Raw genomic sequence first — 25887 nt, 5'->3', positions numbered from 1 at the left:
TCGTCCTGTTTTTTTTAACGGATCCCCACCCACATACTCACGACGAACAAGAGGACTAAACATGCGGCCAAGACGAAATCGTTCCGCGTGACGGGGACGACCTCGTACGTGCTGCGGCGTTCCCCCGTGAACCCGCGCGCCTCCATCGAGAAGGCGATCCGTTCGGCTTGGCGGATCGAACCGGCCAGGAGCGGAATCAATAGCTTCGGGACATGTCGGACGTGGTCGAGTCGCGTCTCGAGCCGGACGCCCCGGAGCGCGTGCGTCTCATAGAGCTGGATCAGTTCGCTCTTTAAAATCGGAAAGAACCGAAATCCGACGAAGACGCTATAGGCGATCTTCGGTGATAGCTTGCCTTGTTGCATCAAGCTGTAGACGAAACGCTTCGGGTCCGTCGTCAGCGTAAACAACAGTGAGAGTGCCGTGAACGCCAAGACGCGCAAGGCGAGCGTCACGGCAAGGCGCACGTTCTCTTCCGTCACGTCGTTGCCGAACAGCGTGAACACGACCGCCCCACCCGCCTCTCTTCCGAAGACGAGCGTCGTCCAGAGTGTCCCGATCGCGGTCAATAGAAACGGGATCATGAACAGTCCCCACCGCCGCCAGCTCACGTCGGCGAACAGTGTTTGCAGGAGGAGCGTGCCGGTAAAGACGAGCAGCGGGGTCCATGGGTTGTACATGAAGGCGAGACCGAACATGAGGCACGTCACGGTCAAAAACTTGAGCGTCGGGTTCATCTCATGAAACGTCATCCCATCCCCTCCATCCATAACCCATGAGCCTGAAGGAGTTCCGGCTGCTCCCAAAGCGATGCGTCATACGGACCGTTCAACTTCCCGTCGTGCATCAAATAATACGTATTCGCAGCCCGGGCGAAGTTGAGGTCGTGCGTCACGAACAGCACGGCCTGACCGTCACGTGCCCGTTCTTCCATCAAGTCATAAAGCGCACCGAGCGACGCCTCGTCTTGTCCGGCGGTCGGTTCATCGAACGCGATGAGTCGTTTCCCAGAGAGCAACATCACGCCAATCGCGAGTCGGCGCTTTTGTCCGTGACTGAGCGAGAGCGGATGGGCGTCATGTAATCGCTCGAGACCGAGCCGCGTCAACACGTCTTCAATCGGGTGATCGTGTCCGTACGCGAGCTCGTGCGCCACCTCGCTCGTGACGAACAGGTGTGCCGGCGATTGCGGGACGAGCCCGACGTCGCGATGGTTCCGGGCGAGACTCCTGAGCCATGTCGATTTGCCGCTCCCGTTACGACCGAGGATGGCGACGACCTCTCCCTCGGCGACGGTCAAGTCACTCGCTGCGAGTTCGAATTCTTTTCGTTTTAAATTCGGTATGTGAAATAAATTGTGTTCCCCTTTTTCGCTCGTAATCGGTGCGAACGTATAGTCGGGGCGCATCTCGAACGGTCCATCGTAGACGATTCGCCCCTCCATAAGTTCGACTTGCCGGTCGAAGAAATCGCCCCACACGTACGGGCGATGTTCGATGACGACGACGTTGACGCTACGGGCGACGCCGTCGAGCCAACGGACGAACCGAGCCGCGGTCTCCGGGTCGAGATGGGCGAGCGGTTCATCAAGGAGGAGCCATTCCGGACGGCCAATCAGTGCACAGGCGACGGCGATTTGCTGCTTCTCGCCACCAGACAAGTCATGGATGTAGCGATGTCGATAATCGTCGAGCCGCAACGTCCGTAACATCATCTCGACGCGCCCCATCATCTCCTCGCGGGGGACGTGAAAGTTTTCGAGCGTAAAGATCAGCTCTTCCTCGACCGTCTGCATGACGAACTGACTGTCGGGGTCTTGGAACACGGTGCCGACCCGACGATTCACCTCGCCGGCCGCGTACGTGTCATAAGGCCGGTCGAACAAGTCGAGCCTTCCGGTCACGATGCCGTCACAGTTGTCCGGATAGAGCCGGTTCATCATGGCGAACAGTGTCGATTTCCCCGACCCGCTCGACCCGCTGATGAGTGTCCGCCCATCCCGGAGCGTGAGCGTGACGTCTGCCAATACGTCGGTCGACTTGCCGGGATAACGAAACGTCAACTGCTCCGCCTCAACCATGGGCGCGTCCTTGACGTGCGAGCGCGTAGCCTTCGAGCGCACCCGTCCTGAGCAACAAGTCGCTCAAAATCTTTCCACCGAGCCCTGCGATGAGCATCCCGCTCGTGGCGCGCAGGGCGAACATCGTCGCCACGTACGTCGGGCTGAGTGCCGCGAGGCCGCCCATGACGTATGTATAGGCGAAACTCGTCACGGCCGCACCGAAGCCAGCGAGCATGAGCACCCACAGGTCATATCGTTTATACCCGGTGACGGCGAACGCCGCTTCGGCTCCGAGTCCTTGAATGATCCCGACGAGAATGATGCGTGGCCCGATTGCGTTCCCAATCATCATCTCAATCGTCGCCGCGAGCACTTCCGACAAAAAGGCGGCACCGGGCTTACGGATGATATAGGCGGCGATAATCGAGACGATGAACCAAATCCCGAAAATCCATTCATAGGCGATTGGCCCAATCAGCCCAGCCCACAAATTTCCGACGTGGACGAACGCCAAATAGACGACGGCGAAGACGACCGATAAAATCGACAACAAGACGATCTCTTTTAACTTCCACGACTTAAGCATTGTTTTGTCCCTCGTGTGACGGACTGTTCACACTGAACGTGACCGTCATGACGACGTGGCTCGTCTTCGCACGCACCCGGTCGAACGTCGCCTCGTAAAACGAGAATACCGGCTCGATGTCGCCATGGATGCCGGAGGCGTAATGCATCGAGTCATTGAACACACCGCGCGCTTTTGCAAAGTCGATTTCTTCATAGATGATGTCCATATACGTTTCGTCCCCGAGCGGATAGAGTGCGAACTGGGATGAGACGTATTGGTTTTCGACCGAACCGTTCGCCGGCTCGTTCGTCACGTCGAGCAAGTTGTCCCCCGTCGTGTCGCCAGGGCAGCCGACCGAGAACGTCCCGCTCATCGAGACGTGCACCCCCGACTTCGTCGCATGAGATAAGACGGCCTTGGCCACATCGAATACGTGCTCACTCCGTCCCCGGATGATCGTCGAGACGTCATCGGTATGGCGCCAGACGTTCTGTAAGTCCGTCTCCTTCAGTGCGCCTTTGATGACGCTCACGAAATCGGACGTCATCGGGCTGAGTGTAAAGCGGAACCCGACAATCGGGCTCGTTCCACATTGGTTGTTCATGTTCTGTTCCCCCTTTATCTGTATGCACGAAAAAAGCCGCATCCATGAGAATGCGGCCACTCGTCCAATTAAAGTCCATCAGAAAAAGTGCCACACTTCCTCACGCCGGTATTACCCGGATCGAGTCATAAGGGATCGGAGCCATGCTCACATCTCAGCCGAAGCACCCCTAGTGTAGTCCAATGTATGCGGTTTGTTCATGCAAGGAACAGTATAGACGACCAATTTCGATTTGTAAACGGTTTATGAGAAAGTGACAACGCCATTCCCTGGAAGCGTGTCTTCGAGCATCGTCCAATCGAGCGCCATCTCTTCGTCAGTCAACAGGCAAGTATCAAGCATCGATTCGACACGCGCACGGTCCATTCGCTGTCCAATTAAAACGAGCTCGGTTTGGCGGTCGCCGTAAGGCTCGATATAGTCTTCAGCGAGCTCCGGTTCTGCCGCGAACATAAGCCGGCGCTCCTCTTCCGGAAGCGTCGCGAGCCACCGCCCGGCGTGCTCGAGCGTCGAGGCGTATCCGGCCTGCGAGAACAAGCAGGCGAGGTCGTTACGCGAAGCAATCCATAAAAATCCTTTTGCCCGCACGATTTCCTCAGGGAACTGCTCAATCCACGCATGAAGTCGCGCTGGGTGGAACGGACGACGGCGACGATAGACGAACGAGCTGATGCCGTACTCTTCGGTCTCCGGCGTATGTTCTTCCGCCTCAAGCTCTTGGATCCAGCCGGCCGAATGCATCGCCTGCTCGAAATCGAACAGCTTGACGTCGAGCAGTTCGGTCAAGTCGACGTTCGAATGAACCGACGTCAATAGTTTTGCAGACGGGTTGAGCGTCTTCAGCAGACCGGCCATCTCGTTCAGTTCGGCCTCCGACACCCGGTCGGCTTTGTTCAAGACGATGATATCGGCGAACTCGACCTGGTCGACGAGCAGGTCGACGACTTCACGGACATCCGTCTCATCGATTGCTTGTTTCCGCTCATGAAGCGACTCGCCGGAGTTGAAATCTTTCAAGAACCGGTAAGCGTCGACGACGGTCACCATCGCATCGATATAGACACGGCTCGTCAAGTCGATGCCGAGCGCGTCATCGGCATACGTGAACGTCTGGGCCACGGGAATCGGTTCCGAGATTCCGGACGACTCGATGATGATCCCGTCAAGTTCACGGTCGTTCGTGAGTTCTTGGACCGCCTCGAGGAGGTCTTCACGGAGCGTGCAACAGATGCAACCGTTCGACAGCTCGACTAGCTTCTCATCGGTCCGCGAAAATCCACTTTGTTCGATTAAACGCTCATCGATATTCAATTCGCTCATATCATTGACGATGACGGCATACTTCTTGCCGGTGCGATTGTTTAAAATATGGTTCATTAACGTCGTCTTGCCGCTCCCAAGATAGCCTGACAACACGGTGATTGGAATTCGTTTCATCATTAACAGCCCCCAAATAGTAATCATTACTTTTTAGATAATGAACGGGATTGACCATCTTGTCAACAAAAAAACACGCTCGCAAGGAGCGTGTTTCAGGCATGGCTATTCTTCGAGTGCTTTCCGTTCCGCCTCTGAGCGTGGATAAGCGTTCGCCTGCCACTCGGCCCGATAGATCGAATCGAGCTGCGTCAAGCCGACCTCATCCTCATCTTTGTCCGCGTCGACGCTCGGCGTCTCGTCCCATTTCGGTTCGAGGTAAGAATGATCGTTCGTCTCGCGGTCGTCGAGGTATTTCTTCACCCCGACTCGCGCCACCGCCGCGAGCGCGAGACCGATTCCTACGCGAACGAGCATGCGTTTCACCATGATTCTCCCTCCTTAACGTCCGAAACGATAAAGTGGCATCCCTTTCACTTCCGTATCGATTTTAAACACCGACCCGGCATCCGGATACGTTTCGAGCGCCTCGTCATCCAACCCTTCACGCGCGGTCGTGATGGCGAGTTGCTTCAAGTCGTCCCCGATGAAACAGCATGACGTCACGTTCGGCGCCGGCACCATGACTTCGAGCACTTTCTCGCCCGTCTCGGGGTTCCAGCGCGAGACGCGACCGCCGGCGAAGTGGGCGATCCATAAATGACCCTCTTCGTCCGAGGTCATGCCGTCAGGGAAGCCGTCCTCATCCTTAAATTCGACGACGACCTCCCCTTCCCCAAACGTACCGGACGACAAGTCGTACGGATAACGTCGAACCGTCTCGGTCGGCGTGTCGATATGATAAAACCATTTGTGGTCCGGTGACCACGTCAGACCATTTGATAAGGTCAGACCTGTGAGCATCTCTTCGGTCGTGCCGTCGCGGTCCAACCGATAGAGTGTGGCCTCATTCTCCTCGTCTTCCAAATGGAGCGTTCCCGCAAAGATTCGTCCGTACGGGTCGGCCTTGCCGTCGTTGAATCGAAGCACGCCGTCCGCATCATCGAGTTCGACGAGCTTGTCGAGTTGTTTTGAAGACTCGTCCCATTCATAGATACCGTCCTTCAATCCGACGATGACACCGTCCGTCACTTTCGGAACGGCGAAGCCGATCTGTTGGCCCATATCGGCTGAAGAGAGCTCATCTTCTTTCTCATCGTACCACCAGAGCGTGTGCCCTTCGATGTCGACCCAGTAGAATCGCTTCAACTCAGCGTCCCAACACGGCCCTTCCCCAAGCGTATTTCTGACTCGAATCCAACATGTCGCGTTCACGTTCTCCATTAAATAGCCTCCACTCTCTCCTGTGATGTCAAAAGACTATTCCCTAGACCGGACGTCTCTAGTCCTATTTCTGAAAATTGTTTATCCTGTCCTGCGTCCGGACGTCAACAAAAAAACTCCCACTGAGGTTAGCGGGAGAATCAACTTATTTGGCACCTTCCACGTTCATATGTTTACTGCGGAGCTGTCCGCAGGCCGCATCGATGTCGGTCCCATGTTCGAGACGGACACCCGTGTTGACGCCACGTTTCTTCAAAATGTCGTAAAACGCCATGATGTCCTCCGACGTACTGCGCTCATATTGGATATGCTCGTTGACCGGGTTGTATGGAATCAAGTTGACGTACGACTTGTCTTTGATGTCCGCGATCAAGTCGGCGAGCTCTTCGGCATGTTCCGGCAAGTCGTTCACTTTCGAGAGAAGAATGTACTCGAACGTGATCCGTTTGTTCGTCTTCTCGACATAATAGCGGATGGCCGGCATGAGCTTGTCGAGCGGGAACGCCCGGTTGATCTTCATGATCTGTGTCCGGAGCGCGTCGTTCGGCGCGTGGAGCGATAGCGCCAAGTTGATGCGCAAATCGAGGTCGGCGAACTTGTAAATCTTATCGGCGAGCCCACTCGTCGAGACGTTGATTTTCCGCGGCGCGATGGCGAGACCGCGCTCGTCTTTGACGACACGAAGGAAATCGACTAAGTGATCGAAGTTGTCGAATGGCTCCCCGATTCCCATGACGACGATATGACTGACGCGGGCACCTTCCCCGACTTCGTCCAAGTAATGTTGCACGGTCATGATCTGCTCGACGACTTCGCCTGCCGTCAAATCGCGTGTCTTCTTCAACAGACCGCTCGCACAGAAGCTGCAACCGATGTTGCACCCGACTTGAGTCGTCACACAGACCGAGCGACCATATTTATGGCGCATGAGCACCGTCTCGATGTAGTGGCCGTCGTGAAGTTTAAGTAAGAATTTGACCGTCCCGTCGTCCGCCTCTTGTTTGACGAACAACTCTTGTGTCGAGATGACGAAACGTTCCGCAAGCGCTGTTTTCACTTCATCTCGCACGTTGATGGCATCCATCGATTTGACCCGGTCGATGTAGAGCGAGTCCCAAATTTGTCTCGCGTGATAGGCACTGTATCCAAAATCGACACAGACGTCCGTCAGCTGATCAAACGTCAGCCCGTATATAGATGGTTTCATTGCAATCTGTCCTTTCTTCAATCCGCATAATTCCCATTGTAGCGGACCGCGTCGACGGGTGCAACGTTCTTACAACGGCGGAAGCGGCCGCGTGACATGACGTTCGAACGCGTAGGCGATGCGAATCAAATCGCGCTCCGCGTAACTCGTCCCCGTGAACGATAACCCGAACGGGGCGCCGCTCTGTTTGACGGCATACGGAATCGTAATCGTCGGATGCCCGGCTTTCGCGGCCATGTCATAATTGTGGTCATGCGGTAAGACGAGCGCATGGAGCGCCTGCTCGGCCAACAGTCGGTCGATGCCGTCCGTCTTGGCGTGACGGACGTCGTCGAGGCGACGTGTCAGATAGGTGGCCTCAATCAAGCGGCCCGATTGTTCGTCCGCTTTCTCGAATGTCTTCTGTCCGTGCGGAATCGTCTCCGGATGACTGCTGTTCCAGTTAATCAAATCCGAAAGCGTCTTATACGAGAGCGTCGTCGAGGCTAGATACGCCTCGATTCCGAGCTTAAACTCATGATACAGGATATCGCCTTGGTCGAGCGATGTTATCGACGGCAGTTCGACAGTGACGACCTCGATGCCGCTCTGTTTCAGCAAGGCGATCGCCTCATCATAGAGCGCCTGTTCTTCTTCCGACAGATCAATCTTGACAATCCCGACGCGCATCCCGACCGCTTGGCGTTCATCGAGACACGTCCGATACGGCGGACCGGCCGGAAGGTGCGTTGTCGCCGGGTCAGCCGGGTCTTCCCCGACCATCGCCTCAAGGGCAAGCACCGCATCCCGGAGCGTTCGTGCCATCGGGCCGGCCGTGTCCTGCGACCGAGAGATCGGAATGATGCCGCTCCGGCTAATCAAACCGACAGTCGGCTTGATGCCGACGATGCCGTTATGGACGCTCGGATGGATAATCGAGCCGCTCGTCTCGCTGCCGACGGCGAGAAGCGTCATGTTCGCCGCGACCGCGGACGCCGAACCTGAACTCGACCCGCCGACATCGAGCTTGTCCCCATATGGATTGAGCGTCTGGCCCCCGACCCCGCTCCAGCCGTTCGGCATCCCCTCGGTCAAAAAGTTGGCCCACTCGGACAAGTTCGCTTTCCCGAGGATGATGGCCCCGCTCGCGCGTAAACTTTGAACGAGGTGGGCGTCTCGGCCGGCGAAGTGATGCGCGAGGGCGACGGCCCCAGCCGTCGTCTTCATCTGACCGGCCGTCTCGACGTTGTCTTTAATCAGTACCGGGATGCCGAGCAGCGGCAAGCGATCACCACGTCGGAACGCCCGGTCGGCCGCCTCGGCCTCGAACAGAGCGTCCGGGTTCACTTGAATGACCGCTCTCAGCTTGTCGTTCAATGCGGCGATTCGGGTCAAATAGTAGGCCGTCACGTCACGCGCGGTGAACGTTCCTTCCTTATATCCGAGATGGGCGGTCTCGATATCGAGTTCGAAAAATGGGTTTGGTTCAGTCATGTTGATTCCTCCTTTGCTCACTCGTTCGTATTCGCTATTTCCACTTGATTTCCTGTTTTCGTTCGCCAACGAATGTGTAACTTGGTAAACTGAAAGAAAAGGGAGGTTACTATGAACCGTTCGTACGTACTCGTCTTGTTGTCCGTCTTTGTCTTGTTCTTCTTACAGCTCTATGCCGGGGAGGCCCCGTATACGCTAGCGCTCTCCATCGTCCTCGTCGTCTTGATTGTCGGGGCCACGTTGCTGCAACTTCGGCGAAAACCTAATCGTTGACGACACTTTCGGACAGATGGTATGATGCTTTCACCAACTACATATCGATATCTTGAGTGAACGAGAGACCTGGCTCTATGACTTCACAGCAACCTGCTTCGGCAAGGTGCTACTTCCAGCAAGGCGTTTGCCTTGGACGATATGACAGAACGCTCATGTCGATGACATGGGCGTTTTTATTTGGACAATACGTGTACAGGGGGAGTTTTTTATGGAAAAAGCAACATTCGCGGGCGGCTGTTTTTGGTGCATGGTCACCCCGTTCGAGGAACAGCCCGGAATCGAATCAATCGTATCCGGCTATACGGGCGGACACGTCGACGATCCGACGTATGAACAAGTGAAGACCGGCACGACCGGACACTATGAGGTCGTCGAGATCACGTTCAACCCGTCGCTGTTCGCTTATGAACGTTTGCTCGAACTTTACTGGATTCAGACCGACCCGACTGATGACGGCGGCCAGTTCCAAGACCGCGGCAGCCAATACGCGCCGGCCATTTTCTATCATTCGGAGGAACAACGCGTGAAAGCAGAACAGAGTCGCGACGAACTCGCCGCGAGCGGACGATTTAAGGATCCGATCGTCACAAAGATTTTACCGGCCGACACGTTCTATCCGGCCGAAGAGTATCATCAGGATTTCCACAAAAAAAATCCGGACCACTATAAAGCAGACCGGAAGAAATCTGGACGAGACGCGTTCATCGACGTGGCTTGGCAATCATGAAAGACGGGCAATCGCCCGTCTTTTAACTTTTCGCAATCCCGAGCATAAAGCCGGCGACGACGATGAGCCCGATGCCCATAAAGACGAAGACGCGCTCTTTCGACGTCTTCTCTTCTTTCAATAGATAAATCCCGCCGAGCGTCGCGACGACGACGTTCAGTTGCGACAAGGCGAACGACGTGGCGACCCCGACCTCTCCACTCGAGACGAAGAGACCGAAGTTCCCGATCCCCCAGGCGATCCCGGCCAAGATGTTCTTGAACGTCTTCGGATCGAACCGTTTCACGTCCTTCTCACGAAGACTGAAGAGAAGCGCCGCGATGAACATCCCGACCGATTGCGGGACGATCGCCGTGATGCCGTCGACTTCAAAGTAGTTCGTCAATACGGCGTACGTCACATACCCGAGACTCGAGACGAGGAGGACGAGGAGACCTTTCTTCAACGCCCCGGCGCTATCCGAGTCTTTCTTCTGTTGATATGACGTCATCGTCGCCCCGATGATAATCAAGACGAGCGCTGAAAATCCGAGCCAGAGCTCGGTCGACGTCTCCCAGTCCCCGAGCACGATGACCCCGAAGAGCGACGTTCCGACGAGCTGCATCCCGGTACTGATCGGCATCGCTTTCGAGACGCTCAAGATTTGGAACGATTGGAACTGAAGATACTGTCCGAGCGCCCAAAAGATTCCGGAGATGAATCCGGTGACGACGGCAAGGGTCGTGAACTCCGGATTGAAGACGAGAAAGATGACGAACGCCATGACCATCGCACCCATCGTCGTCCCGATTAACTGCTGAATCGGCTTCCCGCCGACTTTCGATACGATGAGCGGGATACTCCCCCACATGAGTGCCGGAAGCAATGCCAATAAAATCATGCCCATATGATTCACCTGCTTTCGTAATATAACATCATCGTTGATTTTCCCATTGCGTCAACGGTTTAAACTTTTGAATCTTTTTTGAAAAAGGGCATTGCCAAACGTTTTACTAGGATGATATAATAATTTTCGAACGGGGCATTAGCTCAGCTGGGAGAGCGCCACGCTGGCAGCGTGGAGGTCAGCGGTTCGAGCCCGCTATGCTCCATTACTAGGTCACTTCACTTTCGTGAAGTGACTTTTTTTGTCGTCCCGGCGCGGTTTAAGCGATACGGTATCGGGTAATGATTGGAAGATACATTATTCTGCTAAGGGGGACTTATCATGGACCGGGAATCAATTGAAGAGACGATTTCAGCGATTATCGACTGCATGCGGACGAGCAATCATTGTTTTTCAAAAAGTTTACAAGAAGAAGACGTATTGATGGTGAAAGAATGCATTCGCTTGACGCGCGAATGCGCCGACGTCTGCGCCCTCGCCTTGAACGCACTCGAGACCGATTCGGCGTTCGCGAAACCAATCGGTGCCCTCTGTGCGCAAGTGTGTGACACGTGCGCCGTCGAATGTGGTCGCCATCAGATGGACCACTGCCAACAATGCGCCGAGGCATGCCTCCGCTGTGCCGAAGCATGCCGCAATTTAGCAGCCGCTTAATCGCTTTTCAGTCTAACGTTATGTTAGACTTTTTTTGTGGATTCAATTCGTTAAGAAGAAAGGAACGATTATGTCACATTCTATTTTAGCCATCGACGTCGAGACCGCCAACCGTGACAGCCGAAGCATCTGTTCGGTCGGCTGGAGCTTGCTTTACGCCGGCGAGGTCGTCGAGACGAACCAGCTGCTCGTCAACCCGGAAGAAGACTTCGACCAAGGGAATATCCGTGTCCATGGCATTCGGCCGAGCGATGTCTGGGATGCCCCGACACTGCCCGAGGTGCTCGAACTGCTCTATCCGACGCTCCAAAAGGTCGATCTCGTCATGGCCCACAACGCCTCGTTCGATATGGGCGCTTTGAAAAAAGCGATCGCCAAATATGACCTATATACGTTCCCGAGCATCGAGTATGGCTGTACGGTCAAGTTGTCCCGTAAGTTGTACCCCCAGCTCCCGAACCATAAGCTGAACACGATGGCCGAGTATTTGAACGAGCCGTTCCTGCATCATAACGCTGCCGAGGACGCACGGGTTTGTGCGCTCCTCATGCGCGACATGATGATGAAGACCGGCATCGCCGACCCGCGCGAGCTTCATCGCTATACGTCCGTTAAAATCGGAAAGCTCGCCTACTGATAAAGGCCCGACAACTGTCGGGCCTTTATCGTTTGAAAATCCAGCGTTTTTGTACATAGTAACTGGCGATAAACAAGAAGCTGTCGACGACGACTTTCAAGATGACCTCGCCGTCTCGAATGACGAAGAAGAGCGCATAGACGAGGGCAGCGGAGACCGCCATCTGTGCCCCGACGAGGCCAAAATACTTGACCATCGCCCGTCTCGCTTTCGATTTGAAGACGACTTTCCGGTTGACGAAATAGTTGAATAAGGACGAGACGACTCGACCGACGACGGTCGCGACGATGACGTGCGCCGTATCGAACCAAGGATTCAATAGGAAAATCAATAGCGCGTACACGCCGATGTCCATTAAAAACGATGCAACAGATGATAACGAATAAGCGAGAAACATACGATAAATCAAGATTGAGTCGATGACCGGACGAAAATGCGACGAGGCGTTCTCGTCCACATAGACGGTCTGAATCGGTGTCTGATGAATCGGGACGTGCATCCGCTTCGTGAACGTCAACATATTCATCTCGAACTCGTAACGGTTGCCAGGGACGTCGAGCAACTGTCTCGCATAGCGGACCGGGATGGCCCGAAGGCCGGTCTGGGTGTCTTTCAAACGAAGTCCGCTCCCAATCGTCATGACGAGGCGTGTCACTTGATTACCGAACCGGCTTCGAAACGGAATCGCTTCCCCTGAAAAATCGCGACACCCCATAATCAGATGATGCGGCCAGAGGACGCCTTCGCTGTAGACGTGGTGGACGTCGGACGGTAAATGCTGGCCGTCGGCATCGACCGTGATGGCGCCTAACGTCTCTGGGTAGTGGTCGACGATGTACCGTATGCCGGTCTTCAAGGCCGCACCTTTTCCTGCGTTCTTTTCATGCTCAAGAAGCCGAGATACGTGCGGCTCAATGGCCTCAAACACAGGTCGGCACGTTTCCGCACTCCCGTCATTGACGACGACGATGTGGAGGAAACCTTCCTGTTTCAACGCATGCACCAATTCAACTAGTGCCTGATCGGGATTATAAGCGGGAATCAAGAGGACGTATTCACTCAACCGCTCAACGGAATGCATTTGCATCGTCACCCCTCCTTCCCTCCTACTATACCCACGTAAATGCCCGGTCACGCCTCAATGAAAAAAAACACGGCCGCAAGAGCGACCGTGTCATCAACCAATGAAAATCAGGTAAGACGAGACGAAGTAGACGAGAACGACGAGCACAGACGGGACGATATAACGAACTTTCGACGTGACGTCTTTGCGAAGCACGCTATACATGACCAAGATTGACAAAATCGTGATGCCGACGGCTGTGACCAAGTGCGACGCCGAGACATCCGCCAAAATCGATCCATTCTGATAGAACACGTCCGACATGGCGATGATGACCATGTTGAAGATGTTGCTTCCTAAAATTGACCCGAACGCCAAGTTCACGTTCCGAAGTTTCAAAGCGACGAACACGGCCACCGCTTCGGGTAGCGAAGTCGAGGCGGCGATCAAGAAGCTGCCGACAAAGCTCGACCCGAGTCCGGTCACGACCGCGATTCGATCACCCGAGATTGAAAGTGCCGTACCTGCCGCCATGATGACAAGGGCGGCGAAGATGAAACCGATGACGGCTCGTTTCACGGTCATCGACTCGGTCGTGCTAACGACGACTTCTTTCTCCACTTCAGTCGTCGTTGTCGGCTCTTTTGGTCGTTTACCGATATAGTAAATCCCGATGACATACAACGCAGCAATCAGCAAGGCGTCAATCCCGATGCCGATGAACGTCAAGTCGATGCGAACGATGAGGGCGACCATTGTGAGCACTGTCAACAAGAGACCGAGCCCAGCCGTGTACAGATGATCTCGACTTGCTCCATTGAACAAGCGTTTCTGTCGGAAATAGAGGTCGAACATCGCCAAGATGAAGATGTTGAACAAGTTTGATCCGAGCATATTCCCGACGGCGATATCCGGGTTGTTGATCATGACCGCCGAGATACTCGTCGTCACTTCCGGAAGCGACGTCGCGCCTGCGAGTAAGACCGTTCCGACGAGGACGCCTCCCATCGACGATTTTTCGCTCATGACATCAGCGTAAGTCGATAGTTTGATTGCTGCATACACCGTGATGGCTGCTGCGAGTAAAAAATATACAAATACCATGAAATAATCTCCCCTCATTGATTAAACGTCAAAAAAGACCTTTTTACGGACGCCAAAAAAGCATCCATAAAAAGGTCTTGCGGACTAAAAGAAGCTCGATGGACCGAGTGCGTTGCACTGTAATGACGACCCACCGACCACGAACGTGGTCGCTACTCCCCTTCTTATGTTCAATCCGACTATAGCATGGTTCGTCTTGGATGACAATCGTTTCACTTCATCAAATTCATAACGTCCTCGCTCGTGAGTGCTGTCCGATAAGACAACTCGGTCAAGCCCCTCAAGACGGACTCTTCTTGTCCATCGACTCGCTCCGACTCATCTAACGTTTCGGGTACATCCGAGCGGTGAAGGTGATTGACCACACGTTCCAATTCGCTGTCTTTCATGGCCTTATGCAACTCGAAAGCGGTCTGATATAGCGTCGGCACTTCTTGCATCCAGTCTTCTTCTTGAAAACCGTCTGTGACGACCGTGTAAAGCTTTTGAAGTTTGACCGCACGATCGTCATCTGTCCCGTAAAACAATCGATTCAGCTCTTGTTCGTACACTTCGATGAGTCCTGACGTCGATTGAAATGGCCGGAACGCCTCAAGCAATTCATGATAGTACCAAGATTGATCGCGGAGCGGGCGACGGAACCGCGACCAGACGCCTTTCCCAACTTGATCGATATCGAGCCGAATCGAGTGGAGGTTATGTAGCTTGTCCGCCACGAGCAAGGCGATTTCATCGTACTCGAGCGAAGGAATCCGTTCGAGCATCGCTCGCTTCCGCTCCTCCCAGATCAAACTTTTGTCTGGCTCAGAGACGGCTTCGACGAGCCGAGCGACTTCTGGGCCAAACTGATCCAAGAGCTCATCTTTCGTCGTGAATGTGTCTTCGAGCACATCATGCAGTAAGGCTGCCGCGACGACCGGTATCGGTTGATGATCTTCGGTCAAGATCATCGCCACCGCGACCGGATGTGTCACGTATGGGATACGTGATCCTTTACGAAATTGACCGTCATGTCGCGCAGCTGCAAATCTGAGTGCCTCCTCAACTAATCGATGCATCGGGACCCCTCCTTGTATTAGAAAAAGCGCTTCATCCGTAACATACCCGTCGCTAGGTATATTCACGCATGTCACGCTTTAAAAGTTAGGGTAATAGTCCTAATAGATCACGGTTCATAAATCATCTTCTTCGTCATGCCTCCGTCGACGATTAAGTTATGCCCGTTCACGAAATCGTTGTCACGGTCAATCAAATATGTGACGGCTCGGACGATATCGGTCGGTGTCCCGACCCGCCCAGACGGATGCTGGCGATGGTCGATATCACGTAGCGCCTCGTCCGATGTGTGAATCCACCCGGGACTGATCGCGTTCACCGTGACGGGACGTTCCGCGAGCGAGACGGCCATCGAATGCGTGAGCGCGACGATGCCCCCTTTCGAAGCGCCATACGCTTCCCAATCCGGTTCGTTCTGGAGTGCCCGTGTCGAGGCGACGTTTACGATTCGTCCATATTCTGCGTCCTCATTCAACGTCAAAAAGGCTTTGGCGCAGGCGAACGTCCCGACGAGATTGACGTCAAGGACCTGTTTGAACGTCTCGACATCGAGCTCGGTCATTGGGGTCTCAAGCGAGGACACCCCACCGTTGTTGATGAGGACGTGGGCCGCCCCGAACTGTTCGCCAATTTCTGAAAACGTCTTCGCCACCGCTTTGTAATCACCTAAATCGACTTGCATATACGTCACGCCATCAAGATTTGGGTCATCCTTCACATCGAGTCCAATGACACGATACGTCTCGGAAAACGCACGCGCTAAGACTTCTCCGATTCCTTGGCTGACCCCTGTAATGATCATCGTCTCTTTCATGTTTTCCCCTCCTTCTTTTGTCTATACCCGTCATGCTCATTTTGAGACGTATCGTACATTCCAAAGCGTTCGATTCGACGTCGTGATGACAGATGCGCCTGCCTCGAGCGCCGCCTCGACTTCATCGTCAGTCGAAATCAAACCTCCGGCGAACACCGGGATGCCGGTACGCGCCTTCACCTCGTTAATATATTTCGGGACGAGTCCCGGCAATACTTCGATATAATCCGGCTGGGTGCGTTCAATCATGCGATAACTTTTCTCTAGAGAGCTTGAATCGATGAGAAACAGTCGCTGCACCGTCTTCACTTGCTTTTGTTTCGCTTTCAAGATGACGCTTCCCTTCGTTGAGATGATGCCATATGGACGATATGTTTGGCAGACGAACTCGGTCGCATACTCATCCGCTTTCAAGCCTTGAATCAAATCCAGGTGGACAAAGACGTTCTTCCCATGACTGGACAACAGTCGAAAGACGGCGTCAAGTCTTGCGATGTGGACTTCTAGCAATACACCGACATCAAATTCACTCGCCAAAAACACTTCCAGATCACGCATATCTCGAATCGCCGGTAGAATCGATTGGCTCTCTAACATAGGCCCCCTCCTTCATTTTCATACGGTCTCATTATGGGGAAGTTATCCTTCATAAATCAAGGTTTATCGAGTCAATATATCGGGAAAATGATTCCATCTAGTGTGGAAGGGGAATTAAACATGGTTAACGAAGTCAACGTGAAGCATGAGACGCCGCCTCCGAAAGAACATCAGCGCTTACGCGTCAAAGCCGGCATGCCGAAACGGTCGGACAAGGCGACCGAGAAAGGGCTCGCCCACACGCTGTTCGGCGTCTGCCTATATTTGAACGATGAGATGGTCGGCATGGGGCGTGTCGTCGGTGATGGGGGGATGGTGTTCCACCTCGTCGATATCGTCGTCGACCCGGACTGCCAAGGGCTCGGGCTCGGTAAGCTCATCATGGAACATCTGATGGAATGGATTTTGCGAGAAGCGGACGAGACGGCAATCATCAGCCTGATTGCGGACATCCCGGCCGACGGGCTGTATCGTCATTTCGGTTTTGATTACTCGCGTCCTGAATCCGTCGGGATGGAATATCAATGGCCTAGAGCGTGAATTGGACGCGATCGTTCGCCCGTGAAGGAGGCGACGTATGAACCTCGACATCAATATCATCATCTTCTTCGTTGCACTCGCCTTCATCTCGATTGTCAGTTTATTGATTGAACGCTTGTTCTTTCCGAGCATTTTAGCGTTCATCGGGATTGGGGTCATCGTCGGTTTCTTCTAGGACGGCAACGAAGTGTTCAAGCTTGCGCTACTCATCTTTGAAGATATGTTCGCCCCGCTCCTCTTGACGATTGCACCGTTCATCATTCAAGATGAGCCGATCTCGTTCAGCGACATCGGGAAAGTGTTCGTCGGTTTCCTCGTCTTCGGTATCCTTTTATTTCTCGGCATCAAGTTCGTGACGCGCCATCCACGGACCGTCAAACATCTGCTCCGTCAAGACGATGCGAGCATCGGATTAATCGGATTGATTCTCTTTTTCGCAGGGATCGGGATGGTGTTCGGCCTATCCGAGATCCTTGGGGCGTTCATCGCCGGCATCATGCTTGCCGGCATCCACGATATCCGACCGTTGAAGCGTTTGACGGTCCCAGTGCGCGACTTGTTCTTACCAATTTTCTTCATCTCGTTCGGGATTTCCATCAACCTCGAACAAGGGGTGATCATCAACACTTTGTTCTTCGTATTGATCGTCTGGGGCGTGTTGTCGAAGTGGATCGTCGGACGGATCGGTGGGCGGATGTACGGACTGAGCCGCGTCCAAGCGAACGAGGCTGGCTTCTCGCTCGCTCCGCGCGGGGAGTTCTCGATTTTGTTCACGGCACTATCGAACGGTGCCATCAACCTGTTCGTCGGTCTCTATATCTTTGTCTCGGCCATCATCGGAATCGTCTTGTTCCGTTTCTCGGAACGGTTAGCGGAGAAGACCGAACAGACAATTGAAAAGATGAGACCGAATCAAAAGAAAGACGACTAGACCGTACGCTCTTCGGAGCACCCGGTCTAGCCGTTTTTTTGTTTTCAAAACGAAGAGGCTTGTTTCGATTTCTTTTGTTTTCGGCGCTTCCGCCAGATGAAGTACAGAATCAGGCCGACAGCGAGCAACGCATAGATGGCGTATGAGTAAACGTCAAGGTAACGGAGTATCGATTCCCAGTTCTCCCCGACCCGAATCCCGATAAAGATTAAAATCGAGTTCCAGATGAGCGTCCCGGCCGTGCTGAGCAGTAAAAACTTGACGAACGGCATGTTCGACATGCCGGCCGGGAGCGAGATCAAGCTACGGACGACAGGCATGAGCCGCCCGAAAAAGACCATCCATCCCCCATACCGGTCGAACCAGGCATCCGCCTTATGCACGTCGTCGAGATCGAGCCGAATCCACTTCCCATACTTTTTCGTCCACTTCTCAATCTGTTCGACATCCAAATATAAACCGATGCCATATAACAAAACGGCCCCGGCGATCGCCCCGACCGTGGCCGCGACGATCACGAGCCAAATCATCAAGTCGGTCTTTACGGCGAAGAAACCGCCGAACAAGAGCACGACTTCTGACGGAATCGGCGGGAACACGTTCTCGATAAAGATCATGAACGCGATGCCGACATATCCGAACTGTTCGATGATCCCAATCATCCAATCACGCATTTGATCACCCTCCACTCTTCGCTATTATACCCCGCCGTCGCATTCGAAAACCGGTTCAACGTGTTACACTATAGGTAAACGTTGGAAGGACTGAGACGAATGAATGAAGCCATGCGTTGTCCGTGGTGCGGGACCGACCCGCTCTACGTCCGCTATCATGATGAAGAATGGGGGAAACCGGTACACGATGACCAGAAGCATTTCGAATGCTTGACGCTCGAGAGCGCGCAGGCCGGCTTGAGCTGGCTGACGATTTTACGAAAACGTGAGCAGTACCGCTCGGCCTATTCCGATTTCGACGTTAACCGTGTCGCCGCTTTCACGGCAGAGGATGTCGAACGTTTGATGCGAGACACGGGCATCGTCAAAAACCGGCGTAAAATCGAGGCGTCCATCAACAACGCCAAACGTTTCCTCGAAGTCCAATCCGAGTTCGGTTCGTTCGATGCGTATATTTGGTCGTTCGTCGATCATCAAGTGGTCCGCAACGAATGGCGTTCTGTCGAAGAGATTCCCGCCGTGACCGAACTGTCCGAGCGTCTCAGTAAAGACTTGAAGCGTCGGGGATTCAAGTTTCTCGGTCCGACGACCGTCTATGCCCATCTGCAGGCGACCGGTCTCGTCAACGACCATCTCTCGACATGCCCCGCCAAATAGTTTTTTATTTTTTTGGTCAATCATGAAAGTAAGACGTGCAACCTATTCATTTTTGTGACAAAATTTTGTCAAGACATGATATATATAGTTTGTAAGCGTTTTCAACTCATGAACGGTAGGGGGAAAGAGAATGAACGGTATTTTGATTTCAATCACGATTTACATGGCGCTCATGGTGCTTCTCGGCATCGTCGCCTATCGCCGGACGAGCAGTATCGGTGATTACATGCTCGGCGGGCGGGCGCTCGGTCCGGGTGTGGCAGCTTTATCGGCCGGCGCCTCGGATATGAGCGGCTGGCTCTTAATGGGCCTCCCGGGTGCGATGTTCGCGACAGGACTTTCAAGTGGATGGATCGTCATCGGGTTGACGATTGGTGCATACTTGAACTGGCTGCTCGTCGCCCCGCGTCTGCGGACGTATTCGTATTTGTCTGAAGATGCGATTACGATTCCGGACTACTTTGAAAAACGGTTCAAAGATACACGAGGAACGCTCCGTACGTTCTCGGCCGCGGTCACCCTCATCTTCTTCACGCTGTATGCGACGAGCGGGTTCGTCGCCGGCGGACGGTTGTTCAACGCCGTGTTTGGCATCGAGTTTGTCACCGGCGTCTTAATTTTGGCTTCCATCATTATCATTTATACGTTCATCGGCGGCTTTTTGGCCGTCAGTTGGACCGACTTCGTCCAAGGACTCATCATGTTGTTCGCCCTCATCTTCGTCCCGGCGATCGCCATCACGGCAACAGACGGCGTCTCGAACGCGTTCCAAACGATCGGCGACATCGATCCGGCACTCCTCGATCCATGGACAGGGCAATCGTTGATCGGAATCGTCTCATTGTTCGCATGGGGTCTCGGCTACTTCGGGCAGCCGCACATCATCGTCCGCTTTATGGCGATTGAAAAGTTGAAAGATATTAAAACGGCACGCCGCATCGGTATCTCTTGGATGGTGTTCACCGTCGTCGGGGCGATGGCGACCGGATTGTTCGGACTCGCCTACTACACGCAACAAGGGTTAGACATCGACAACCCGGAGAACATCTTCATTAACTTGTCTGACTTATTGTTCGTCGACTTGATTACCGGTGTGCTCTTAGCGGCCCTCCTTGCGGCCATCATGTCGACCATCTCGTCACAGCTCCTCGTGTCATCGAGTGCCGCGACGACGGACTTCTATCAAAAGTTTTTCCGTAAAGGTGCCGGTGATCGCGAGCTCGTCATGGTCGGACGCATCACGGTCATCCTCGTCTCGGCCGTCTCGATTTGGCTCGCCCTCGGTGCAGACGATACGATTCTCAACCTCGTCGGATACGCGTGGGCCGGCTTTGGCTCCTCGTTCGGTCCGCTCATCTTGTTCAGTTTGTTCTGGAAGCGGACGACGCGTCAAGGTGCTCTCGCCGGTATGTTGACCGGCGCCATCATCGTCATCGTCTGGAAGAATTTCGCCGCCGGTTGGTTCGGGACCATCGGTGAGCTATACGAAATGATTCCGGCGTTCTTCTTGTCGGCGCTCGCGATTTACGTCGTCAGCCTGATGACGCCACCGCCGAGTCAGACGATCACGAACGAATTCGAGGAAATGGAACATATTTTAAAACGAGAACGAGTATGACGCGATGTACCAGGTGCTTTACGCCTGGTACATTTTTTTACGTCGTGACGAGGAATTCATGACAGTCTCGTCGAAAAGAAGAAATAAATGATTGCACTTCGTGTAACCTATCGAAAGGACGTGACTTGTCAGTTGAAACGGACCCCTATTTCTTTGAGGCTCGTCGTGCCATTATCGATCTTTCTATTAGCCGGCTGTGCCACAGCCGAGGTCGAACCAAGCGTCGGGGACCAGGCCGAGACGCCGCCGGTCGAGACCGAACAACCGCCAGAACCCGTTGCACCGGTCGAACCGGAGCCGGTCATTACGACCGCCTCCGTCTACGCGATTGGCGATATTTTGTTACATGACTCGGTGTATAACGCCGCCGCGACCGATGATGGGTTCGACTTCAATCCCGGATTCGAGGAGGTCGCCCCGATCCTTCAACGGGCGGACATTGCCATCGCCAACCAAGAGAGCATGATTGGGGGCAGTGAGATCGGTCTGTCGAGTTATCCCGCGTTCAACAGCCCGCACGAAATTGGCGACGCGTTACAAGAAGCTGGGATCGACCTTGTGACGACGGCGAACAACCATACGCTCGACCGTGGCGTAAAGGCGATTGAGAACTCGATTAACCATTGGAACACGATCGGGATGCCGTATACCGGTTCCTTCATCTCCGAAGAAGATAAAGCAAATATTCGGACGTTGACGGAGAATGAGATCTCTTTCGCCTTCCTCGCCTATACGTATGGGACGAACGGCGTCGTTCCGAAACAGCCGTACCATGTCAACTACATCGATCTAGACTTGATTCGCTCAGACGTCGAGAAAGCGGAAAGCGTAGCCGACATGACCGTCGTCTCGCTCCATTTCGGTAACGAGTACGAGCCGCTCCCGAACGCGTCACAAGAATCGCTCGTCCAAGAATTGGCCGACCTCGGCGTCGATATCATCATCGGCCATCACCCGCACGTGTTGCAACCGGTCGCCTGGGTGGACGGCGCCGAAGGCAATCGGACATTCGTCGCCTACTCGCTCGGTAACTTCTTATCGGGTCAACAAGGCGATGAGCGGAATACAGGTGGCATCGTCGGCATCGATGTCGTCAAGACGGTCGAGGCGGATGAGACGACGTTCGAACTCGCCAACCCGATGTTTTATCCGACGTTCACTCGCCGCTCTAGCGTGGAAGGTCCGTTCGAGGTCGTACCGCTCCAGACCGGCAAGCCGGAGCTGTTCGAGGCCACGAGCCAACACATGTCCCAATGGATGCCCGAGCTCGAAATCGTCCAATGAAGGATCACTTTTCACAAGTGATTCTTTTTTTTATGGAAAAAGGGTTGCTTTCCGTGAAAGCATCCGTTAAAGTAATTCGTATATTTATAAATACAGATGAATAATTATGTATAAGGGGTGTATAGATGATGAAACAAAAACTCGTACTCGCATACTCTGGTGGTTTGGATACATCGGTTGCAATTAAATGGTTAGATGAACAAGGTTATGACGTCATCGCCTGTTGCTTGAACGTCGGCGAAGGAAAGAACTTGGATCAAATTCAACAGAAAGCGCTAAAGGTCGGCGCTGTGAAATCAGTCGTCATCGACGCGGTCGATGAATTCGTCAACGACTTCGCCCGGTATTCGATGCAAGCCCATACGATGTATGAAGGTGTTTACCCGCTCGTCTCAGCACTGTCACGCCCGCTCATCTCGAAAAAATTAGTCGAGGTGGCCCAAGCAGAAGGTGCGGTCGCGGTCGCACACGGCTGCACAGGGAAAGGAAACGACCAAGTCCGGTTCGAAGTTTCGATTCATGCGCTCGACCCGTCACTTGAAATCATAGCTCCAGTCCGGGAATGGAAATGGTCTCGTGAAGAAGAGATCGCCTACGCAGCAGAGCATGGGATTCCGATTCCAATCGTTCAAGAAGAGCCGTTCTCGATCGACCAAAACATTTGGGGACGTGCCGTCGAGTGTGGCATCCTTGAGGACCCTTGGGCCGCTCCACCAGCGAGCGCCTATGAATTGACGGCGCAACTTGAAGACACGCCGAACGAACCGACTCTCGTCGAAATCGAATTCAAGCAAGGAGTCCCGGTTGCCATCGACGGCAAGTCTGCCTCGTTCACATCGATTTTAGAAGAGTTGAACATCGTCGCTGGCGCCCACGGCATCGGAAAAATCGACCACATCGAGAACCGGGTCGTCGGCATCAAATCGCGGGAAGTGTATGAGGCACCTGGTGCGATGACGCTCATCACGGCACACCAAGCACTCGAGGCGCTCACGCTCGTCCGGGAAGTCGCCCATTTCAAACCGATTGTCGAACAAAAGTTGACAGAGACGATCTACAACGGTCTCTGGTACTCGCCATTGACAAAAGCACTCCTCGCCTTCATCGACGAGACACAACAGACGGTGACAGGTACGGTCCGGATGAAGCTGTTCAAAGGACAGGCCATCGTCGACGGGCGGAAATCGCCAATCTCGCTCTATGACGAGCATCTTGCGACATATACGTCAGCCGACACGTTCGACCAACAAGCGGCCGTCGGCTTCATCAAACTTTGGGGACTGCCGACGAAAGTGCAAGCGGAAGTGCTCGCCGAGAAAGGAACGATGGTGCATGAGTAAACTATGGGGCGGCCGCTTCGAACAGACGGCCAGTGAATGGGTCGACGAGTTCGGTGCCTCGATTCATTTCGACGCCCAGCTCGTGTTAGAAGATATTGAAGGGAGCATCGCCCACGTGACGATGCTCGGGGAGCAAGGGATTTTGACTTCGGCTGAAGTCGATCAAATCGTCGGTGGTCTCCATACGCTCGCAAAAAAGGCGAAACAGGACGCGTTGACGTTCAACGTCTTCCATGAAGACATCCATATGAACCTTGAGGCACTGCTTCATGAAGAGATCGGTCCCGTCGCCGGTAAGATGCATACGGCCCGGAGTCGAAACGATCAAGTCGCGACCGACATGCATCTTTATTTGAAGAACCGCGTCATCGAGACGATTGCGGGCATCGAGTCGGTGCAGTCAGCACTCGTCTCACACGCCTCACAAAACATCGAGACGGTCATGCCAGGCTATACACATTTACAACGGGCCCAACCGGTCTCCCTCGCGCACCACTTGCTCGCATATTTTTGGATGCTCGAGCGCGACAAGGAGCGCTTTCTTGACAGTTTGAAACGAATCGACATGAGTCCGCTCGGGGCCGGTGCGCTCGCTGGGACGACGTTCCCCATCGATCGCCATCGTTCAGCCGAACTGCTCGGCTTTAGCCGTGTCTATCCGAACAGCCTCGACGCCGTGAGCGACCGTGATTTCATCTTGGAATATTTGTCGAACGCCTCGCTCCTCATGATGCACTTGTCACGCTTTTGCGAAGAGTTGATTTTATGGAGCAGTGAAGAGTTTAAATTCATCACGATCTCAGACGTGTTCTCGACCGGTTCGAGCATGATGCCGCAGAAGAAGAACCCGGACATGGCCGAACTCGTTCGTGGTAAATCTGGTCGGGTCGTTGGGAATTTAATCGGGCTGTTGACGATTATGAAAGGTCTTCCTCTCGCCTACAACAAAGACTTGCAAGAAGACAAAGAAGGCATGTTCGATACCGTCAAGACGGTCCAAGGTAGCCTCAGCATCATGGCCGGGATGATTCAAGACATGACGTTCCACGCGGATACGATGAAACGAGCGACCGAGCGCGACTTCTCGAACGCGACCGAGCTCGCTGATTATTTGTCGGCGAAAGGGATGCCGTTCCGGGAAGCGCACGAAGTGACAGGCACGCTCGTCCGTCACTGCATTGAAGAGCGGCTCTACTTGTCAGAGCTTCCGCTCGAGACGTATCAAGCCCATAGCGCGTTGATCACCGAGGACTTATATGACGCGTTGTCCCCTGTGACGGCCGTCGCACGCCGAAACAGCTACGGCGGAACCGGCTTCGATGCGGTTCGAACGCAGCTAGACGAGGCGAAACAAAAATTACCGACGCACGCCTAATCGATGAAGACCACGTCATTTATGACCTGGTCTTCATTTTTTGCTTGTTCACTTCCTCAAATAATGTTAACCTAGTTTTAGTCAACGTTAACAGAAAAGGGGTTTACATATGAAAATCAAAGATATCACGCAAATCGCCATCGGGGCGGCGCTGCTCGCGAGCATCGGTTCCATTGCCATCCCGATCGGTCCAGTGCCCATCACGCTCCAAATGCTCGGCATCATGACCGTCGCCTCGATCCTCGGTGCGAAGAAGGGATCCCTCGCCGTCATCGTCTATTTGTTGCTCGGCATGATTGGCCTTCCGGTGTTGAGCGGCTCAGGCGGCCTCGCCCCGTTCGTCGGTCCGACGGTCGGCTATTTACTATCGTTCCCGATTGCGGCCTATTTAATCGGTTATTTCTCTGAGCAACACCGGTCCTTCCCGGCGTTCGTGACGTACAACCTCGTCTTCGGCCTCGGGCTCGTCTACCTACTCGGTAGCCTCGGGTTGCAAGTGATGCTCGGGTTGTCGTTCCTAGACGCCTTGACCGTGAATATCCCGTTCATCATCGGGGATACGTTAAAAGCGCTGCTCGCCGCATTCCTTGCAGTCAAGGTGACGGCCAACAAGCAGGTACAACGTTCGCTTGCGTCTTGAGTACATCGACGCGTTTCACGCGCTTTCGACGGTGGAACATATAAGTATGGAAGGGGGTGTCCTTATGAGCGATTCATCGTTTAAAAAGCGGTTGATGAAAGCGACCTATCTCCATCGCTCGAGTGAAGGACAACGTCGAGGTAAAGAAGAACGGCGACCAAAACGTGACACCGAGGCGTTCGAACGACGATTGCGCGAAGCGAAGAGTAAAGTCGGCGAGATTCAAGAAAACATCGACCATATTTCTAGACGATAAAACCCCGTCGGTTGACGGGGTTTCAGATTGTAGACAAAGTCACGTTTCAGTTCGCCTGAAACGTGACTTTGTCGTTTTCGGGCCTTGAGGCGCTCTGCCCGAGCCCCTTTTTCAGGCGGGCTGGGCGTTCTTCCATGCCCAGCC

Annotated in this window: 30 protein-coding genes, 1 tRNA gene and 2 riboswitches; of the genes, 15 read left to right on the top strand and 16 right to left on the bottom strand. The window is 53.9% G+C overall.

What is annotated here, in order from left to right; translation table 11 throughout:
• Positions 1 to 14: 14 nt before the first annotated feature.
• From KNP76_RS12040 to KNP76_RS12000, 9 genes are all read right to left on the bottom strand, one after another.
• Positions 15 to 752: an energy-coupling factor transporter transmembrane component T family protein gene (locus KNP76_RS12040; RefSeq protein ID WP_211779399.1), complete on the bottom strand. Its 738-nt coding sequence runs from the start codon at positions 750 to 752 to the stop codon at positions 15 to 17.
• Complete coding sequence (locus tag KNP76_RS12035; RefSeq protein WP_214844674.1) at positions 749 to 2062, bottom strand: ABC transporter ATP-binding protein; 1314 nt, start codon at positions 2060 to 2062, stop codon at positions 749 to 751. The genes KNP76_RS12040 and KNP76_RS12035 overlap by 4 nt, the downstream gene beginning before the upstream one ends.
• Positions 2063 to 2072: 10 nt before the next feature.
• Entirely contained in the window at positions 2073 to 2648 is a 576-nt protein-coding gene (locus tag KNP76_RS12030) for an ECF transporter S component (RefSeq protein ID WP_034806559.1), read from the bottom strand.
• Complete coding sequence (locus KNP76_RS12025) at positions 2641 to 3234, bottom strand: Ykof family thiamine-binding protein (RefSeq protein WP_214844673.1); 594 nt, start codon at positions 3232 to 3234, stop codon at positions 2641 to 2643. Before KNP76_RS12025 ends, KNP76_RS12030 begins: the two co-directional genes overlap by 8 nt.
• Before the next feature lie 80 nt (positions 3235 to 3314).
• Positions 3315 to 3415: riboswitch (TPP riboswitch) on the bottom strand.
• Positions 3416 to 3477: 62 nt separating this feature from the next.
• Positions 3478 to 4671: a GTP-binding protein gene (locus KNP76_RS12020; RefSeq protein ID WP_214844672.1), complete on the bottom strand. Its 1194-nt coding sequence runs from the start codon at positions 4669 to 4671 to the stop codon at positions 3478 to 3480.
• A gap of 105 nt (positions 4672 to 4776) precedes the next feature.
• A complete protein-coding gene (locus KNP76_RS12015) occupies positions 4777 to 5040 on the bottom strand; it encodes a hypothetical protein (protein ID WP_034806555.1) in 264 nt (87 codons plus the stop codon).
• 12 nt (positions 5041 to 5052) lie between these two features.
• Complete coding sequence (locus tag KNP76_RS12010; protein ID WP_214844671.1) at positions 5053 to 5934, bottom strand: SMP-30/gluconolactonase/LRE family protein; 882 nt, start codon at positions 5932 to 5934, stop codon at positions 5053 to 5055.
• Positions 5935 to 6079: 145 nt separating this feature from the next.
• Entirely contained in the window at positions 6080 to 7141 is a 1062-nt protein-coding gene (gene rlmN / locus KNP76_RS12005; protein WP_214844670.1) for a dual-specificity RNA methyltransferase RlmN, read from the bottom strand.
• Between the two features lie 69 nt (positions 7142 to 7210).
• Positions 7211 to 8614, bottom strand: coding sequence for an amidase family protein (locus KNP76_RS12000; protein ID WP_214844669.1), 1404 nt, complete (start codon positions 8612 to 8614; stop codon positions 7211 to 7213).
• 111 nt (positions 8615 to 8725) lie between these two features.
• Here KNP76_RS12000 and KNP76_RS11995 point away from each other — a divergent pair, with 111 nt between their 5' ends.
• Both KNP76_RS11995 and msrA read left to right on the top strand, forming a co-directional pair.
• Positions 8726 to 8887, top strand: a complete 162-nt coding sequence (locus KNP76_RS11995) for a hypothetical protein (protein WP_214844668.1) — start codon at positions 8726 to 8728, stop codon at positions 8885 to 8887.
• A gap of 44 nt (positions 8888 to 8931) precedes the next feature.
• A riboswitch (SAM riboswitch) is annotated at positions 8932 to 9032 on the top strand.
• Positions 9033 to 9098: 66 nt separating this feature from the next.
• Positions 9099 to 9617: a peptide-methionine (S)-S-oxide reductase MsrA gene (gene msrA, locus KNP76_RS11990; protein ID WP_214844667.1), complete on the top strand. Its 519-nt coding sequence runs from the start codon at positions 9099 to 9101 to the stop codon at positions 9615 to 9617.
• A 22-nt stretch (positions 9618 to 9639) separates the two neighbouring features.
• Here msrA and KNP76_RS11985 read toward each other — a convergent pair whose 3' ends face one another.
• Positions 9640 to 10503, bottom strand: coding sequence for a GRP family sugar transporter (locus tag KNP76_RS11985; protein ID WP_034814909.1), 864 nt, complete (start codon positions 10501 to 10503; stop codon positions 9640 to 9642).
• Positions 10504 to 10635: 132 nt separating this feature from the next.
• Between KNP76_RS11985 and KNP76_RS11980 the strand changes: the two genes are divergently transcribed.
• The 3 genes from KNP76_RS11980 (at position 10636) to KNP76_RS11970 (ending at position 11794) form a co-directional block, all read left to right on the top strand.
• Positions 10636 to 10708, top strand: a tRNA-Ala gene (locus tag KNP76_RS11980).
• A 116-nt stretch (positions 10709 to 10824) separates the two neighbouring features.
• Complete coding sequence (locus tag KNP76_RS11975; RefSeq protein ID WP_034814908.1) at positions 10825 to 11157, top strand: four-helix bundle copper-binding protein; 333 nt, start codon at positions 10825 to 10827, stop codon at positions 11155 to 11157.
• A 70-nt stretch (positions 11158 to 11227) separates the two neighbouring features.
• Positions 11228 to 11794 (top strand): 3'-5' exonuclease, encoded by a 567-nt coding sequence (locus KNP76_RS11970; RefSeq protein WP_211779393.1) that lies wholly within the window; start codon positions 11228 to 11230, stop codon positions 11792 to 11794.
• Positions 11795 to 11819: 25 nt separating this feature from the next.
• On the opposite strand, the gene KNP76_RS11965 is transcribed toward KNP76_RS11970, so the two are convergent.
• From KNP76_RS11965 to KNP76_RS11945, 5 genes are all read right to left on the bottom strand, one after another.
• Positions 11820 to 12881 carry a bifunctional glycosyltransferase family 2/GtrA family protein gene (locus KNP76_RS11965; RefSeq protein WP_051690249.1) on the bottom strand — a complete coding sequence of 354 codons (1062 nt, stop codon included), beginning with the start codon at positions 12879 to 12881 and terminating at the stop codon, positions 11820 to 11822.
• A 90-nt stretch (positions 12882 to 12971) separates the two neighbouring features.
• Entirely contained in the window at positions 12972 to 13961 is a 990-nt protein-coding gene (locus KNP76_RS11960) for a sodium:calcium antiporter (protein ID WP_214844666.1), read from the bottom strand.
• 212 nt (positions 13962 to 14173) lie between these two features.
• Complete coding sequence (locus KNP76_RS11955; RefSeq protein WP_214844665.1) at positions 14174 to 15019, bottom strand: HD domain-containing protein; 846 nt, start codon at positions 15017 to 15019, stop codon at positions 14174 to 14176.
• A gap of 107 nt (positions 15020 to 15126) precedes the next feature.
• Positions 15127 to 15831: an SDR family NAD(P)-dependent oxidoreductase gene (locus KNP76_RS11950; RefSeq protein ID WP_214844664.1), complete on the bottom strand. Its 705-nt coding sequence runs from the start codon at positions 15829 to 15831 to the stop codon at positions 15127 to 15129.
• Between the two features lie 36 nt (positions 15832 to 15867).
• On the bottom strand, positions 15868 to 16428 hold the full coding sequence (locus KNP76_RS11945; protein ID WP_214844663.1) for a glycerol-3-phosphate responsive antiterminator: 561 nt from the start codon (positions 16426 to 16428) through the stop codon (positions 15868 to 15870).
• A 120-nt stretch (positions 16429 to 16548) separates the two neighbouring features.
• On the opposite strand from KNP76_RS11945, the gene KNP76_RS11940 reads away from it, so the two are divergent.
• From KNP76_RS11940 to KNP76_RS11935, 3 genes are read left to right on the top strand one after another with little or no spacing between them, the layout of a single operon-like run.
• Entirely contained in the window at positions 16549 to 16968 is a 420-nt protein-coding gene (locus KNP76_RS11940) for a GNAT family N-acetyltransferase (RefSeq protein ID WP_214844662.1), read from the top strand.
• Positions 16969 to 17005: 37 nt separating this feature from the next.
• The gene (locus tag KNP76_RS15865) at positions 17006 to 17143 is read left to right on the top strand and encodes a hypothetical protein (RefSeq protein ID WP_251137469.1); all 138 of its coding nucleotides are present in this window, start codon (positions 17006 to 17008) and stop codon (positions 17141 to 17143) included.
• Positions 17144 to 17155: 12 nt separating this feature from the next.
• On the top strand, positions 17156 to 17899 hold the full coding sequence (locus KNP76_RS11935) for a cation:proton antiporter (RefSeq protein WP_371816233.1): 744 nt from the start codon (positions 17156 to 17158) through the stop codon (positions 17897 to 17899).
• Positions 17900 to 17943: 44 nt separating this feature from the next.
• On the opposite strand, the gene KNP76_RS11930 is transcribed toward KNP76_RS11935, so the two are convergent.
• Entirely contained in the window at positions 17944 to 18573 is a 630-nt protein-coding gene (locus KNP76_RS11930; RefSeq protein WP_034814898.1) for a DedA family protein, read from the bottom strand.
• A gap of 99 nt (positions 18574 to 18672) precedes the next feature.
• Between KNP76_RS11930 and KNP76_RS11925 the strand changes: the two genes are divergently transcribed.
• The 7 genes from KNP76_RS11925 (at position 18673) to KNP76_RS11895 (ending at position 25743) form a co-directional block, all read left to right on the top strand.
• Positions 18673 to 19230 carry a DNA-3-methyladenine glycosylase I gene (locus tag KNP76_RS11925; RefSeq protein WP_034814896.1) on the top strand — a complete coding sequence of 186 codons (558 nt, stop codon included), beginning with the start codon at positions 18673 to 18675 and terminating at the stop codon, positions 19228 to 19230.
• 130 nt (positions 19231 to 19360) lie between these two features.
• Positions 19361 to 20848, top strand: a complete 1488-nt coding sequence (putP, locus tag KNP76_RS11920) for a sodium/proline symporter PutP (RefSeq protein WP_214844661.1) — start codon at positions 19361 to 19363, stop codon at positions 20846 to 20848.
• Positions 20849 to 21013: 165 nt separating this feature from the next.
• Complete coding sequence (locus tag KNP76_RS11915; RefSeq protein WP_371816232.1) at positions 21014 to 22132, top strand: CapA family protein; 1119 nt, start codon at positions 21014 to 21016, stop codon at positions 22130 to 22132.
• 125 nt (positions 22133 to 22257) lie between these two features.
• On the top strand, positions 22258 to 23472 hold the full coding sequence (locus KNP76_RS11910; protein WP_214844659.1) for an argininosuccinate synthase: 1215 nt from the start codon (positions 22258 to 22260) through the stop codon (positions 23470 to 23472).
• A complete protein-coding gene (argH, locus tag KNP76_RS11905) occupies positions 23465 to 24847 on the top strand; it encodes an argininosuccinate lyase (protein ID WP_214844658.1) in 1383 nt (460 codons plus the stop codon). Before KNP76_RS11910 ends, argH begins: the two co-directional genes overlap by 8 nt.
• A 109-nt stretch (positions 24848 to 24956) precedes the next feature.
• Positions 24957 to 25487, top strand: coding sequence for a biotin transporter BioY (locus KNP76_RS11900; RefSeq protein WP_214844657.1), 531 nt, complete (start codon positions 24957 to 24959; stop codon positions 25485 to 25487).
• A 64-nt stretch (positions 25488 to 25551) separates the two neighbouring features.
• Positions 25552 to 25743: a hypothetical protein gene (locus KNP76_RS11895; protein ID WP_214844656.1), complete on the top strand. Its 192-nt coding sequence runs from the start codon at positions 25552 to 25554 to the stop codon at positions 25741 to 25743.
• The last annotated feature ends 144 nt before the right edge of the window (positions 25744 to 25887 follow it).

Origin of the sequence: Exiguobacterium sp. s150 (assembly GCF_018618435.1) — a bacterium.
GTDB lineage: Bacteria > Bacillota > Bacilli > Exiguobacteriales > Exiguobacteriaceae > Exiguobacterium > Exiguobacterium alkaliphilum.
The sequence above is the reverse complement of the archived record's forward strand: the minus strand, read 5'-3'. Positions and strand labels throughout refer to the sequence as shown.